General features: G+C 44.1%; 15 protein-coding genes. 10 read left to right on the top strand and 5 right to left on the bottom strand.

The features are described 5' to 3' along the window. Positions 1 to 198 precede the first annotated feature (198 nt). Together CLV31_RS07965 and CLV31_RS07970 are read right to left on the bottom strand one after the other, a co-directional pair. On the bottom strand, positions 199 to 1,302 hold the full coding sequence (locus CLV31_RS07965; RefSeq protein ID WP_111392337.1) for a trans-sulfuration enzyme family protein: 1,104 nt from the start codon (positions 1,300 to 1,302) through the stop codon (positions 199 to 201). Between the two features lie 106 nt (positions 1,303 to 1,408). Beyond that, on the bottom strand, positions 1,409 to 1,885 hold the full coding sequence (locus CLV31_RS07970) for a DUF4293 domain-containing protein (RefSeq protein WP_111392338.1): 477 nt from the start codon (positions 1,883 to 1,885) through the stop codon (positions 1,409 to 1,411). Positions 1,886 to 1,986: 101 nt separating this feature from the next. On the opposite strand from CLV31_RS07970, the gene truA reads away from it, so the two are divergent. From truA to CLV31_RS08005, 7 genes are all read left to right on the top strand, one after another. Then, positions 1,987 to 2,748, top strand: a complete 762-nt coding sequence (gene truA, locus CLV31_RS07975) for a tRNA pseudouridine(38-40) synthase TruA (protein WP_111392339.1) — start codon at positions 1,987 to 1,989, stop codon at positions 2,746 to 2,748. Positions 2,749 to 2,755: 7 nt separating this feature from the next. Next, positions 2,756 to 4,528: an ABC transporter ATP-binding protein gene (locus tag CLV31_RS07980; RefSeq protein ID WP_111392340.1), complete on the top strand. Its 1,773-nt coding sequence runs from the start codon at positions 2,756 to 2,758 to the stop codon at positions 4,526 to 4,528. Between the two features lie 23 nt (positions 4,529 to 4,551). Then, complete coding sequence (locus CLV31_RS07985) at positions 4,552 to 5,142, top strand: hypothetical protein (RefSeq protein ID WP_111392341.1); 591 nt, start codon at positions 4,552 to 4,554, stop codon at positions 5,140 to 5,142. 2 nt (positions 5,143 to 5,144) lie between these two features. Next, entirely contained in the window at positions 5,145 to 5,657 is a 513-nt protein-coding gene (locus CLV31_RS07990) for a hypothetical protein (RefSeq protein ID WP_111392342.1), read from the top strand. Between the two features lie 63 nt (positions 5,658 to 5,720). After that, positions 5,721 to 6,263, top strand: a complete 543-nt coding sequence (locus CLV31_RS07995) for a hypothetical protein (protein WP_111392343.1) — start codon at positions 5,721 to 5,723, stop codon at positions 6,261 to 6,263. Between the two features lie 104 nt (positions 6,264 to 6,367). Beyond that, positions 6,368 to 7,390 carry a uroporphyrinogen decarboxylase gene (hemE, locus tag CLV31_RS08000; RefSeq protein ID WP_111392344.1) on the top strand — a complete coding sequence of 341 codons (1,023 nt, stop codon included), beginning with the start codon at positions 6,368 to 6,370 and terminating at the stop codon, positions 7,388 to 7,390. Between the two features lie 247 nt (positions 7,391 to 7,637). Beyond that, positions 7,638 to 8,381, top strand: coding sequence for a DUF6733 family protein (locus CLV31_RS08005; protein ID WP_245943355.1), 744 nt, complete (start codon positions 7,638 to 7,640; stop codon positions 8,379 to 8,381). 73 nt (positions 8,382 to 8,454) lie between these two features. Here the strand turns inward: CLV31_RS08005 and CLV31_RS08010 are convergent, their stop codons facing one another. Further along, positions 8,455 to 9,267: an MOSC domain-containing protein gene (locus tag CLV31_RS08010; protein WP_111392345.1), complete on the bottom strand. Its 813-nt coding sequence runs from the start codon at positions 9,265 to 9,267 to the stop codon at positions 8,455 to 8,457. Between CLV31_RS08010 and CLV31_RS21815 the strand changes: the two genes are divergently transcribed. The 3 genes from CLV31_RS21815 to CLV31_RS08020 all read left to right on the top strand — a co-directional run bounded on the left by CLV31_RS21815 (position 9,259) and on the right by CLV31_RS08020 (position 12,082). After that, positions 9,259 to 9,435, top strand: a complete 177-nt coding sequence (locus CLV31_RS21815; RefSeq protein WP_181452590.1) for a hypothetical protein — start codon at positions 9,259 to 9,261, stop codon at positions 9,433 to 9,435. The genes CLV31_RS08010 and CLV31_RS21815 overlap by 9 nt on opposite strands. A gap of 251 nt (positions 9,436 to 9,686) precedes the next feature. Then, positions 9,687 to 11,597, top strand: a complete 1,911-nt coding sequence (dnaK, locus tag CLV31_RS08015) for a molecular chaperone DnaK (RefSeq protein WP_111392346.1) — start codon at positions 9,687 to 9,689, stop codon at positions 11,595 to 11,597. A 110-nt stretch (positions 11,598 to 11,707) separates the two neighbouring features. Further along, complete coding sequence (locus CLV31_RS08020; protein WP_111392347.1) at positions 11,708 to 12,082, top strand: co-chaperone GroES; 375 nt, start codon at positions 11,708 to 11,710, stop codon at positions 12,080 to 12,082. Positions 12,083 to 12,136: 54 nt separating this feature from the next. Here CLV31_RS08020 and CLV31_RS08025 read toward each other — a convergent pair whose 3' ends face one another. Further along, positions 12,137 to 12,499 (bottom strand): hypothetical protein, encoded by a 363-nt coding sequence (locus CLV31_RS08025; RefSeq protein ID WP_111392348.1) that lies wholly within the window; start codon positions 12,497 to 12,499, stop codon positions 12,137 to 12,139. A gap of 286 nt (positions 12,500 to 12,785) precedes the next feature. Continuing rightward, positions 12,786 to 13,958 carry a porin gene (locus CLV31_RS08030; RefSeq protein ID WP_111392349.1) on the bottom strand — a complete coding sequence of 391 codons (1,173 nt, stop codon included), beginning with the start codon at positions 13,956 to 13,958 and terminating at the stop codon, positions 12,786 to 12,788. Positions 13,959 to 14,023: the final 65 nt, after the last annotated feature.

Raw genomic sequence — 14,023 nt, forward strand, 5'->3', positions numbered from 1 at the left:
AGAAATCAGACTTCTCTTCAAACCAAAGCACTAAATTAACTTCATGACAGAGTTTCATAGAGCTATCCAAGAAAAAAGGTCCTGAGCGAAAACTCAGGACCTTTTTTTGTTCCAAATTTGATGTTCGGTGTTCGAAATTTGGCATCAAGACTTCTTTACATGTCGTAAATCGTCTTTCTAAAATCGTAAATACATTTTTTATCCCAACGCCTGATTCATGTCTTTCAGCAAATCATCGGTATGCTCTAAGCCGACGGACACTCTGAGGAGATTTTGAGGAGTTTTGGTATCAGGACCCTCCACGGCAGCACGACGTTCGATAAGACTTTCGACTCCCCCCAAGCTTGTGGCATTGGCAAAAAGATGGAGCTTTGAAACCACTTTTTCCGCGGTTGAAGCATCACCTTTCACTGTAAACGAAACAATTCCTCCAAAACCACTCATTTGTCCAGCGGCAATCTGATGTCCGGGATGAGATTTTAACCCCGGGTAATAGACCCTTTCGACCCGCGGGTGACTTAGTAAAAACTCCGCCAAAATCATGGCGTGCTCGGCATGTCCTTTCATCCGATAGGCAAGGGTTCGGATACTTCGGGTGAGGAGGTAGCAATCCAAAGGAGCCGGCACTGCTCCCCCGACTTTTTGTACGGTCCGTACTTTTTCCCAAAAAGCATCCCTTTTCTTCGTCACCAAGGCTCCTCCCAAAATATCCGAATGACCTCCAAAATACTTGGTACTGCTGTGCATCACGATATCCGCACCGAGCAAAATTGGATTTTGGAAAACCGGCGTGGCAAATGTATTATCACAGACCAGTATTGCTTGCTGTGCTTTTGCCAAGGCGGAGATAGCCCTGATGTCGGTGACCTTCAATAGCGGGTTGGACGGAGTCTCCACCCAAATAAGGCGCGTATTAGGTCTAATGGCGCTTTTTACCTTTTCCAAATCACTCATATCGACAAAACTGACCTCATGGATTCCTTTGAACAGAATCGTCATAGAATTGTGAAGCCCGTGATACATATCATCGGGGGCAACGATATGCGAACCCGGCTCCAAAGCTTGAAAAACGGCGGTTCCGGCCGCATTCCCTGAGGAAAAAGCTGCCGCATCCTCCCCTTTCTCCAAGACGGAAATCAATTCCTCCAGGGCCATTCGATTGGGATTATTGGCTCGGGTGTATAGGACACCACCCTCATTTCCATGCTCAAAAGTGGTACTTAAGGTGATTGGCTGGACGACAGGCTTATTTTTATCCGTAATGAGGTTGCCTTTATGGATGGCAAGGGTTTCGAATTTCATTTTGGTGAGAATTTGGATGAAAGTAACAAGGATTGGCAGGAAAATGAAGGTCAATGCCCAAAAAGCTGGGACAAAAAAGCCCGGCGTTGGAGCCAGGCTGATTTTTTTATCTGATCCGATCCACGGATCGGACCAGTGCTTCGTCCTTTTTGATAAATCGATTAGCCAGCATATTCATGACCATAGCTACCAAGATCGACCAAAAACCAACCTCATAGCTTCCTCCGTCTTGGGCTTGAATGCTGGAATTGATCCCGTTGGTCGTCAGAAAAGTCGCTGCCACCAAGGAAACCATCACCAACGAATTGATCATATTGAGAAGCATCTGTCTGGAACGAGTACGGTACTGGAAAATGGAAATCATGGCAAGTAGTCCTGCAAATGCAGCCAATGCGCCTAAATACCATTTGGAAGAAGTTTGGATTGCATCTCCGTTTGCATCAAAGTTGGTAAGGGTAAATACCGTAAGATTCCAGGTATCGCCGGATGTGCCTCCACTTTGGTTCCAAAGCTGAGTACCGATGGTCACCCCCATAGCCACGGCTACGAAGAAAAGAAATATGGTCTGAATTCGCTGAATCATGATGGTTTAAATTTTGGGCAAAGAAAAAGCCTTCACTCCGGAATATCAAGAAAACAAAACTCTTCGGGGGAATTGATAGGGAATAGTATCTTTGCGCCTGCATGAACGAGACGAAAAATCGGTACTTTCTTCAGTTGAGCTACCACGGTGGACCCTTCCACGGCTGGCAGATCCAGCAAAATGCCTTTACTGTACAGGAATGCATCGAAAACGCACTCAGCACCTTCTTGAGGAAGCCGATTGCTATCATGGGAAGCGGGAGAACTGACACGGGAGTGCATGCCAGCATGCAGGTTTGTCACTTTGATCTCCCGGATATGACTCTGCCCGAAAATTTCCTTAAGGCGGTGAATGCGATTTTACCGAAAGAAATCGCTATTCATACTATTCGCAAAGTACAGCCTGATGCACATGCAAGATTTGATGCTCTAAAACGATCCTATTTTTACCGAATCATCTTTTCCAAAAATCCTTTTCTGGAAGGGATGGCTTGGCAGCTATTCCACCGACCGGATGTAAACCGCATGAATGAAGCGGCCCAATTCCTCCTTCAATATGAGGATTTCGAATGCTTCAGCAAGGTTCACACCGAGGTCAATCACTTCCGTTGCAAGATATTTGAAGCGCATTGGGAACAAAAAGATGACCAATTGTTATTTCATATAACCGCAAATCGCTTTTTGCGTGGGATGGTACGGGCAATTGTAGGAACTTTGATCGAAATCGGATTTGGACATAAACAAATCGAGGACCTTGAACGAATCATCTTGTCCAAGGACCGGACCCAAGCAGGAAAAGCAGCCCCTGCCAAGGGACTGTTTTTGAGTCAGATCACCTATCCAACCAACATTTATCTAGACTAAACAGGCATTGAGCTTAGAAAAAGAAAAAGAGTCCTCCGGGGAAATCATAGACATGAAAGTCTTGAGACAGCTTTACACTTTTGTAAAGCCCTATCAGACTCAATTTTATTTTCTGGTATTCCTGACCATTGCATTGGCAATATTGGCCCCGACCCGGCCATACTACATCCAGGTAGCCATTGATGACTTTGTGGCAGTGGGAGATGTTGCCGGTTTGGTTCGCATCATCTACATTTTGGTCGGCCTCATGGTGGTGCAGGCTGTAGCCCAATGGGCTCACACTTACTATTCGGGATGGATCGGACAGGTAATCATCAAGGACATCCGTACCAGACTATACAAACATCTGCTAAAGCTCAGACTGAAATTTTTTGACAATACTCCGATCGGAAGACTGGTCACCCGAAATGTATCTGATATCGAGACCCTGGCAGATGTATTCAGCGAAGGTTTGGCAGCGATCATTGGTGATTTGCTTCAGATCATCACGATCTTGGGAGTGATGTTTTACATCGACTGGAAACTGACTTTGGTCAGTTTAAGTACCCTCCCGTTATTGATCATTTCCACGTATGTATTCAAGGAAAAAATCAAAGTCACCTTCAATGACGTCCGAAATGCGGTTTCCAACCTGAACTCGTTTCTGCAGGAGCATATCACCGGAATGAACATCGTACAGATATTCAACAGGGAAAAGCGGGAATATGAGAAATTCAAAGAAATTAATCGAGAGCATCGTGCTGCCCATATTCGATCTGTCCTTTATTACTCCGTGTATTTTCCAGTAGCAGAAATCATCCAGGCCATCGGTATCGGATTGGTCGTATGGTATGGGGCTGTTGGCGTGCTGGGATTGGAGCTACAGATTGGAGTGTTGATTTCATTCATCATGTATCTTCAGCTGTTTTTCCGACCTATCCGGATGATCGCTGACCGCTTCAATACCCTTCAAATGGGGGTAGTTAGTTCCTCACGGATTTTCAAACTCCTCGCCTCCACCGAGCAAATTGCCAATGAAGGCAGCTTCAAGCCTGAAAAAATCCAGGGTAATTTACGCCTGGAGCATGCTTGGTTTGCTTACAATGACGAGGAATACGTTCTCAAAGACATCAGTTTTGAAGTCAAAAAAGGCCAGACGATAGCTCTGGTAGGAGCAACCGGCGCAGGAAAATCCTCCATTATCAATTTGATTTCGAGATTTTACGAAATCAATAAGGGGCATATTTATGTGGATGGGACAGAGATTCGAGAATATGAACTGGGAACTTTAAGGAAGCATATTGGAGTCGTTCTTCAGGATGTGTTTCTATTTTCCAACAGCATTTATCACAACATCACTTTGGGTAATCCCACAATTACCAAAGAGCAAGTGATGGAAGCAGCCGAACTGGTGGGGGCATGGAAATTTATTGAAAGGCTTCCTGGTGGCCTAGATTACAATGTGATGGAGCGTGGATCTACACTTTCTGTCGGTCAGCGTCAACTGATCTCTTTCGTCAGAGCAATGGTATACAACCCGGAGATTTTGATTTTGGACGAAGCGACCTCTTCTGTGGATACCGAGACTGAGGAATTGATACAAGAATCTATTGAAAAAATGATGAAAGGCAGGACCTCCATCGTAATCGCCCACCGGCTCTCCACCATTCAAAAAGCTGATCAAATCTTAGTCCTACACAAAGGAGAAATCGTAGAAACTGGCACCCACGAATCGCTGTTGGAGAAAGGCGGATACTATACCCAGTTGCACCAAATGCAACTCAAAACGATGGCTATCTAATTTCTATACCTAAACCAACTTGTATGAAACTCAAAATTCTTCTCGTACTACTCGTTCTTCCTATTTTGGGATTTGCTCAGGAAAGAGGTGCTGGAATCCGACTGGGAGAACCATTTTCCTTGACTTACAAAGATTTTATCGAGGACTACCTTTCCTTTGAAGTGATGGTAGGTTCAGGGAGCACCAATGGACTGGAGTATTACAAAAGATCCTTTGAAAACAACCTCCCTTCTTCCAATGCTTTTTATTTAAACCACTCGGCTTCCAGAGGAATTGCACTCAACTTCAGAATGGCACTGCATGAGGACATCACCGATATGTTCGAAATCACTGAAGGATACTTATTGGGCTATGCCGGTGTTGGAGCCCAACTGCGAACCACCAATGTGAATTACGCTTATTTCCAGCAAAACAATCCAGGCACTCCGGCACAACCAACTCAAACTATAAGACGGACCAATGTGGATTTTGGCCCGGAGGCTTTTGTAGGAGCTGAATATTACTTTGACGAAGCACCCATCAGCGTTTTTGCCGAGGTCGGAATGTTTTTGGAACTGATCGATAGGATCAATTTCAAAGGCCAAGGGGGTATTGGTGTCCGATATTTATTTTAAAAATGAGAAAACCGGGTATAATCGGAGTGGCAATCGCCATTCTATTTGGAGTGGGGTATTACTTTTTCAATCAATTGGGAGGGAATAATCCGATTGAAATTTCACTCATCGAAGAAAATCCGGAGACCTTATCAGGTAAAACCTTTAGAGGAACCCCGCAAGACAAGAAGCTCGAGCAAATTTTCAGAGCTATAGAAACCCAACAGTCTCTTCATCCCGGGTCAAAAATACATACCATTTACTTCATCGAACCGGCAGGAAAATTGGATACGATGGAGGTATTTGTGGGACTTAATCTTCCTTTTGCTTTAGGAGATTTGGAGTCAAAATCTTTTGCCGAAAGCCGCTATCTATTGGCAAAAGTAAAAGCCAATAAATGGGTGATGCCCGGTCCAAATAAGGTGAAATCTGAACTGGAGAACTATGCCCAAATGAAAAATCTGACCTTAAGTGGGACTTTTATTGATAAGATCATCGGAGAATCCGAGGTGCACGTAATCGCACCGATAAAATAGCTTTATTTTTCTTCAAACCTTGGCACGATCCATGCCGTGGAAAGCTCATAAACTAACTCAACTATGAAAAAAATAGCCGCGATTTTGGGGTTGATTACCTTGGTAGCTTTTCAATCCTGTGAAGGCCCAATGGGGCCAATCGGTCCCGAAGGACCACAAGGGCCACAAGGGCAGCCTGGAGTCAATATAACCAGTGAAGTATTCCAAGTGGATGTGGATTTCACGGAGGCCAATAATTTTGAACAAATTTTCGACTTCAATCCAAGAATTGTAGAAAGTGATGTGGTATTAGCCTTTATCAGGTGGGAAACCTCCGGACAAACACCCATTTGGAGAGCCCTGCCGCAGACCGTCTTTTTCAACGAGGGCGTATTGATGTATAATTATGACTTTACCAGAGACGACTTCAGGTTGTTTTTAGACGGTCCAATAGATTACAGAACTTTGGGAGCTGAATGGACACGCGGACAACGATTCAGAGTGGTAGTTGTACCCGGAGATTTTGCAGGTTCCAGGATTGACTGGACCAATTACGAGGACGTGGTCAAACTATTAGGAATCGAAGAGCAGGACTTTCTCAATTCGGAAATCGCCTTAAGTAAATAAATCAATCCAGTAAATAACACCTCAGAGCCTTCTAAAAGAAGGCTCTGATTTTTTATGTGTGATTTTATCCTTCCCAAATAAAATTCCGAGCCTATCTTTGCGCCATGCAACTCCAAAACGATCTGCTGCTGCGCGCAGCCAGAGGTGAAAAAACCGAACGAACTCCAGTGTGGCTGATGCGACAGGCGGGCCGAATCCTTCCGGAATACCGGGCTGTGCGAGATTCTGTCAGCGGATTTATAGAATTGGCGCAGACTCCAGAATTGGCTGCTGAAGTGACTATTCAACCCGTGGATATCCTCGGTGTAGATGCTGCAATCATTTTTTCGGATATTCTCGTAATCCCTGAAGCCATGGGTTTGCCATATGAAATGGTTGAAAAACGTGGACCTTGGTTTCCTCAAACCGTCCGTTCGGAAGCTGAGCTGAAAAAACTACGCGTGGCAGATGGTGAAAATGACTTGAAATATGTCATTGACGCCATTCATATTACCAAGAAAAATTTAAATGGACGCGTTCCTTTGATTGGTTTTGCAGGAGCTCCCTGGACGATATTTGCTTACATGGTCGAAGGAAGCGGAAGCAAAACTTTTTCCAAATCCAGAGAAATGCTCTATCGGGAGCCTGTATTCTCCCACAAGCTCCTCCAGCTGATTACGGACTCCACGATCAATTACCTGAAGGCTCAGATCCGCGCGGGAGCTGACTTGGTTCAGATCTTTGATAGCTGGGCCGGAATCTTGGGACCCAAGCAATACCAGGAATTTTCTTTGAATTACATCTCTCAAATCTGTGATGCAATCACGGAAGTACCGGTAACTGTATTTGCCAAAGGAGCTTTTTTTGCGAGAGAGGAAATGGCAAAACTCAACTGCGAGACGATTGGACTGGACTGGAATATGGGAATTGAAGAATCCCGAAGGCTGATAGGCCCGAATAAAACTTTGCAAGGCAATCTCGATCCTGCCGCACTGTATGGCAATCCAGATCAGGTCCGGGCGGCGACGTTGGAGATGATGGATCAATTCAAAGGATCAAGACATATTGCCAATCTGGGTCATGGACTCTACCCGGATATTGATCCTGAGATGGTTAAAGTCTTTATTCAAACCGTGAAAGAATACTGATCAAAACATGTAAAATTACCAAAAGGGGGCTCTGAGCCCCTTTTTTTATATGTTATTCTAATCATAAAATATTCTTATGGTTTTAAAAAACAATAATTATTTAAAGATTTTTTTACATTTTTTTCAATGAAAATGTTTTTTCTTTAGAAAGTTGATTCTATTTTCAACCTGATTTCGATTAAAACACATAATTTTAATTCAAATCACATCTTAAAAAAACCTATTTCAAACCAAAAAACATCATTTCATGAAAAACCTGTTTAATTTCAAACCAAATGGAGTTAAATCCATACTGATTTTGGCCTTGGGTCTGATCCTGATCGCAAATCACGCCTCAGCACAAGAAGAAAAGCAATTCAACTTTTCCGTAGCCTTGAACTCGGACCAATTCTTTGGTTTCTACCCTACTTTCCAGGGTTCGTATGGATTTTCGGACAAGGCAGCTTTGACCTTCTACGGAATTCATTGGGGAGGTGGCACGGGTGCAAACTGGGGCAACTGGACTGAGTTCGGCTTGGGAGCCAATTTCCAAGCAGGCGAAGGATTATCTATCAATCCACAAATCGGCTTCCTCGGAGGAAACCTACTCAGCTCCGGAACTAGAGGACCTGCCATTTTTGGAGACGGTATTGTACCAAATCTGACTGTAAACTTATTGAAAGAAAAAGTAGAAGGTCAGCTATACTTTGGCTACTATGCTCCACTTCGAGATGAAGCTCCGGCAAATGGCACAACCCTATCATATGTACACTATTGGCTCAACCTAGGATATCGTGCTAGCAATTTCTTTTCCTTTGGAGCACATTATGAGCACCTAATCAATTCCGGAGGCTCCAATGTCGCTACTTCTACGGATGTTTATCAGTGGCTCGGACCCTACGTGCAGTTCAGCAAGCCTACCGGCGGACCGTTTGCCAGATTCTCTTTCGGAACTGACTTAGTGGAAGGAAACGACTCCTTTTTTAAGTTGACTACCGGATTTAGCTTCTAAACAATCAACTAACCTTACAAGAAAAAGCCGGGCAGTATGCACATACTGTCCGGCTTAATTATTTGATCTAGAATCAATCCTTCTGTGGGATTAAAGGGTCGCCTAGTTTTACTTTTCCTAAAGTCAGGGCGACTACATTTTGGCCAAACAAGACTTTGTTATTGACGGTGCGAAACGAGGAGAGCGTTTTCAGTGGTTCTTTTCCCTGCTCAGCGGTGTCTTGGTCCACAGTAGTCATCACACATCTGGCACATGGCTTGACAATCTGAAAATCCACCGACCCGATGCGGATTTTGCGAAGCTTATCTTCCAAAAATGGTGATCCTCCCGAAAAAACCAGATTTGGCCGAAAGCGATTCATGGGCACAGGCGACTCCAATCTGGAATTCAGCTCATCCAAAGAAGATTGGCCGATAATCAAATAAGGCATACCATCCGCAAAACTCACCGACTCGCCATTGACCGCGTAGCGAGGATCCACTTTACGGTGTGTGGATTCCGGCATCAAAACCAGATCCACCTCAAACCCGAGGAAATCAGAAAACCAACGGGAAATCTCTCGATTTACTGAAACAGCAATGACTTCATCATCCCAAATCACCACTTTCCGGACTGGCCCCTGAGCCAGCTCAAATGTGACTACAACCGCATTCTTGGGATTTTTTCGGTCAAAAACCCTCAAACCTTCCTCTTCCAACTCGACCCCAAGCAGCGCTAATTGGGGATATTCACGTTGGGAAACAAAGCGTCCGCCCGTATCCACGAGCATCCACCTTCGGTCATGACGAAAACCTCTTTCTTCTACTGTAGCCTCGGTGAGCTCGATTCCCCCAAGTGACTTAATCGGGTAAATAAAAATATTCTGAAGTATTAGATTATGATCCATGCCTTAAAAATAGCCGAAAACACCAAGGAATTGATTTCCGATCCCGTGGTGATTCTCGAAAAAATAGAGCAAATGACCCACTCAGGGATTGAAACCCATTCAGATGAGCTTGCCCAAAGCCATACTAAAGCCATAATGGACACCAAAGCCCATTTCCATCTTTCATGATCAGTTGGTTTGAAATCCGTCTGCACACTTTCTAGATGAAAAGAATTAGGAAAGGGTTGCATGACAAAACCAACTTCTGACAAGAAAGTCAGTATTTCTTAGGGTTAATGTGACATTAGGTTAATAGCCCGAAAGAATCCGCTCGGCAAATCCTGACAAACTGACACCAAAAGTCCGAAAATACCTGATGGCACAAGCATTGAACAAGGGGGAATGTATTCAATCCGAAAACACATAAAACTTATATAATCATGGGAAAAATTATAGGCATTGACTTGGGTACCACCAACTCCTGCGTGGCCGTAATGGAGGGTAACGAGCCTGTAGTCATCCAAAACAGCGAAGGAAGAAGAACCACTCCATCTATTGTGGCTTTTCTTGACAATGGAAATGGGGAGCGTAAAGTAGGTGATCCTGCCAAGCGTCAGGCCATCACCAACCCTGCCAACACCATCTCCTCTGTGAAGCGATTTATGGGCAAGAAATTCTCTGAGGTATCCGATGAGAAAAAACATGCCTCTTACAAAGTGGAGCAAGGACCCAACGATACGGTTACTGTAAAAATCGGCGACAGATCTTACACCCCTCAGGAGCTTTCGGCGATGATTCTTCAGAAGATGAAGAGCACTGCGGAAGACTTCTTGGGACAGAGTGTCACAGAAGCAGTCATCACTGTACCTGCATACTTTAACGATGCGGAGCGTCAAGCTACCAAAGAAGCTGGACAAATCGCCGGTCTTGAAGTGAAGCGAATCATCAACGAGCCAACAGCTGCAGCGTTGGCCTATGGGATGGACAAGAAAAATCAGGATATGAAAATCGCCGTGTATGACCTGGGTGGTGGTACATTCGATATCTCTATCCTCGAATTGGGCGATGGGGTATTTGAAGTAAAATCCACCAACGGTGACGTACACTTGGGTGGTGATGACTTTGACCAAGTAATCATCGACTGGTTGGCTGCAGAATTCCAGACAGAGGAGCAAATCGACCTGAGAAAAGATCCAATGGCTCTTCAGCGATTGAAAGAAGCTGCTGAAAAAGCAAAAATCGAGCTTTCCAGCTCTGCCTCCACAGAAATCAACCTTCCGTACATCACTGCTACTCAAACCGGTCCAAAGCACTTAGTGAGAAACCTCAGTCGCGCGAAGTTTGAGCAACTGGCTGAATCCCTGATCAAAAGATCCATGGAGCCTTGTGTCAAAGCATTAAGAGATGCAGGCATGACAGCCGCTGATATTGACGAAGTGATCCTAGTAGGTGGATCTACCAGAATCCCGAGAATCCAGGAAGAGGTAGAGAAATTCTTCGGAAAGAAACCTTCCAAGGGCGTGAACCCGGATGAAGTGGTGGCCATTGGCGCTGCGATTCAAGGTGGTGTATTGACCGGTGAAGTGAAGGACGTGCTTCTTTTGGACGTGACTCCCCTTTCATTGGGTATTGAGACCATGGGTGGCGTATTCACCAAACTGATCGAAGCCAATACGACTATCCCGACTAAAAAGTCTGAAGTATTCTCCACCGCAGCAGATAATCAGCCTGCAGTAGACCTGCACATTTTGCAAGGTGAGAGACCTTTGGCAAAGGATAACAGATCCATCGGAAGATTCCAATTATCTGACATTCCACCTGCACCAAGAGGTGTACCTCAAATCGAAGTGACCTTTGATATTGATGCCAACGGTATCCTCAATGTGTCTGCAAAAGACAAGGGAACCGGCAAAGAGCAAAAGATCAAGATTGAAGCTTCTTCCGGTCTTTCCCAAGATGATATCGAAAGAATGAAGCGTGAAGCAGAAGCAAACGCAGCCTCTGATAAAGCTGAAAAAGAGAAAATCGAAAAGCTCAACCAAGCTGACAGCCTAATCTTCCAGACTGAAAAGCAGCTGAAAGAATATGGAGACAAGCTATCTGACGGAAATAAGGCGAATATTGGCTCCGCACTGGAAGCATTGAAGTCAGCACACGGTGCTAAAAACATCGAAGGAATCGATGCGGCTATGGAAAACCTGAATAAGGCTTGGGAAGCAGCTTCGACCGAAATGTACAATGCTACTCAAGGCGCCGGTACTCAAGCCGGTCCTGATGCTGGTGCTGGCTCAAGTGCAGGAGACGGCGTCTCTGATGTAGACTACGAAGAAGTGAGCGAAGACAAAAAGTAATCGAAATCTAAACCAGTTTAGACAGCATCTGTTGAAAGGCAGATGCTGTTTATATTTTAGGCGAAATCCAGCCTTGATTTGGTTATTACTCCCTAGACCCAAGACGAAGTATGCAATTAACTGCTGATAACAAACTAAAGAAATTAATTGTGGTCGGTGATCGAGTTCTCATTCGATTAAAAAAACCACATGAAAAAACAGACTCGGGACTTTATTTGCCTCCCGGCGTGCAGGAAAAGGAAAAAGTCCAACAAGGCTATATCATCAAGGCTGGCCCGGGATATCCTATCCCTATGCCGGTAGAGGACCATGAACCGTGGATGGATTCGGATGAAAAAGTAAAATATGTCCCCCTTCAGGCAAAAGAAGGAGACTTGGCCATCTTTCTACTTTCCGGCGCTCATGAAGTGATGTATGAAGGTGAAAAATATTATATCGTTTCCCAAGGTGCGATTCTTATGCTCGAGCGGGAGCAGGATCTATAAAAAAAACCCAACCATTTTCACGGTTGGGCTTTTTTATGTCATTTTGATAATCTTTTAGTGTATCCAAGTTCGTTTGGGAGACATCGATTTGGGTTCTTTATAGACCGCCTTTGAATCTACTTTTGGCTGAGGACGATCCCAAGGGTTGGAGTTTTTGGCCTTAAGTCCCTGAGGATTGTCTATTTCTTCTCGGAATCCAACTTTAGATTTTCTGGCAGGCTCTTCCATCCATACCTCTGTATTTTTGGCCACTGGCCCTTGGAGAACCGAAGGGTGAGACTCATGCAACATGGTGATTTTAGGCGTTTTCACTTTACCTACCTGAGCATTCTTTGCTTTGGGACCAGTTGTCAATTGCTGCGAATAAGAGACTGACGCAATCAGTAGTGCAACGAGGAAAAACACGGTATTTTTCATTTCCTTACATTTGGGTTGTGCAAATATATACAGAAACGAAAACCACTTTGTTTCAAAAATCAGATGAATTTTTAATTTTTATCGAAAAAAAAAGAATTTTATTCTACTATTTCAATATTTACTGCATAAAAACAAGGTGATTTTTCAACCAGAATCAAAACAATATTCAAAAAATTCTGTTTTAACGGCTGGTTTTTCTGCCCATATTAGATCCATTCTTTAAATAAATAAAAAAACCGAGGTGAAAATCACCCCGGCTTTATTAACAATAGACCCTGTTTAATTTTTAGAAAGCAAAGACGGCTGCAAACAGAAACGAAGCCAATCCTTTACTTCCATTAAGATTTTTATTCACAAAAAACTCCTCTTTCATGCTGTCAACTCTCAACTCGGGAATCAAAGTCAGATTGCCTCCTACTTTGATATTTCCTGACAATGTCCCGGCGAAGACACTCCCTTTTCCGGAATCATTCAACCCTACGACTCCTTCTAATCCTGAATTAAATACAGAGAAATACTCGCCACGGAAGCCAATCCCAAACTTCTCAGTAGGTTTTGCCTGAAGATATCCAGCAATTCCATAAAATCCAGCTCCATCTCCTCCAATTTCTCTGATATCAGAGCCAGTGTACTCCTCACCTGAGGAAGAAGAATTGTATGTAGTGTTAAACCCTGCATACAGCATATCATTCAAATCAAATCCGGTGGTCAAATCAATTTGAAAGGTTTTGCCTAGAGAAGTTGCGCCAGAAACCAATCCCCCGTCGTCCGTGAGGCGCCCATCCTGATCCCCATAGACCAAGTTCAGGTAAGTGTTGCCGGCATCAGTGGAATACCCTAATTGACCGCCAAAGGTATAGGTGCCATTTAGGTTAAACTCTGTCATATCAGTAGGGTTCATCACTGCAGCCAAAAAGGACCATTTATCAGAAAGTTGAAAGTTTGCTTTGAGCCCTGTATGGGAGAAAGGACCGTATGAAAACATATAGGAGGTGGAATAATTGAAATTGCCGGTTGGAGAAATTACCTCATACCCCAAAAATGTATTGAAGTTCCCAAGTGTCAGGGTCACTTTATCCGAAACATTCCAATAAACATAGAGCTGATTGACAATCTGCGAACTACCAGCCATCCCTCCTCTGTAAAGTGGAGAGCCAAAGACAGCATCTTCACCCCTGGGACCAAAGACCAAATCGACTACAGCCCCTACTTTTTTGCCTTGGTATGTGGCTATGATATTGGCCATACCCAAAGAAAACCCGGGGAGATTGCCAAAAGATGATGCCGGGGCCTGAAAATTATCCCCCTTGTTGGGAGCATTAAGATTGGTTCTAAAATACGCATCTACCGATCCGGAGAGTGTAAGTGAACCCTCTTCTTTTTCAGATGAATCTTGAGCAAAAACAGCTTGAGAACTAGTGATCACAAAGCATAGTATTAGTAGGAATAGATTTTTCATTTTAATTTTAGGTGTTGGTGAATGATAGAGTTGACCAATAAGAGCCCCAATCCGGTCGAAAGAGA

It is taken from the genome of Algoriphagus aquaeductus (assembly GCF_003253485.1).
GTDB lineage: Bacteria > Bacteroidota > Bacteroidia > Cytophagales > Cyclobacteriaceae > Algoriphagus > Algoriphagus aquaeductus.

Bases quoted from the DNA above. Each gene is read 5' to 3' on its own strand.
- CLV31_RS07965 (WP_111392337.1), bottom strand. From the start codon at position 1,302: ATGAAATTCGAAACCCTTGCCATCCATAAAGGCAACCTCATTACGGAT.
- CLV31_RS07970 (WP_111392338.1), bottom strand. From the start codon at position 1,885: ATGATTCAGCGAATTCAGACCATATTTCTTTTCTTCGTAGCCGTGGCT.
- truA (WP_111392339.1), top strand. From the start codon at position 1,987: ATGAACGAGACGAAAAATCGGTACTTTCTTCAGTTGAGCTACCACGGT.
- CLV31_RS07985 (WP_111392341.1), top strand. From the start codon at position 4,552: ATGAAACTCAAAATTCTTCTCGTACTACTCGTTCTTCCTATTTTGGGA.
- CLV31_RS07990 (WP_111392342.1), top strand. From the start codon at position 5,145: ATGAGAAAACCGGGTATAATCGGAGTGGCAATCGCCATTCTATTTGGA.
- CLV31_RS07995 (WP_111392343.1), top strand. From the start codon at position 5,721: ATGAAAAAAATAGCCGCGATTTTGGGGTTGATTACCTTGGTAGCTTTT.
- hemE (WP_111392344.1), top strand. From the start codon at position 6,368: ATGCAACTCCAAAACGATCTGCTGCTGCGCGCAGCCAGAGGTGAAAAA.
- CLV31_RS08005 (WP_245943355.1), top strand. From the start codon at position 7,638: ATGAAAAACCTGTTTAATTTCAAACCAAATGGAGTTAAATCCATACTG.
- CLV31_RS21815 (WP_181452590.1), top strand. From the start codon at position 9,259: ATGATCCATGCCTTAAAAATAGCCGAAAACACCAAGGAATTGATTTCC.
- CLV31_RS08010 (WP_111392345.1), bottom strand. From the start codon at position 9,267: ATGGATCATAATCTAATACTTCAGAATATTTTTATTTACCCGATTAAG.
- dnaK (WP_111392346.1), top strand. From the start codon at position 9,687: ATGGGAAAAATTATAGGCATTGACTTGGGTACCACCAACTCCTGCGTG.
- CLV31_RS08020 (WP_111392347.1), top strand. From the start codon at position 11,708: ATGCAATTAACTGCTGATAACAAACTAAAGAAATTAATTGTGGTCGGT.
- CLV31_RS08025 (WP_111392348.1), bottom strand. From the start codon at position 12,499: ATGAAAAATACCGTGTTTTTCCTCGTTGCACTACTGATTGCGTCAGTC.
- CLV31_RS08030 (WP_111392349.1), bottom strand. From the start codon at position 13,958: ATGAAAAATCTATTCCTACTAATACTATGCTTTGTGATCACTAGTTCT.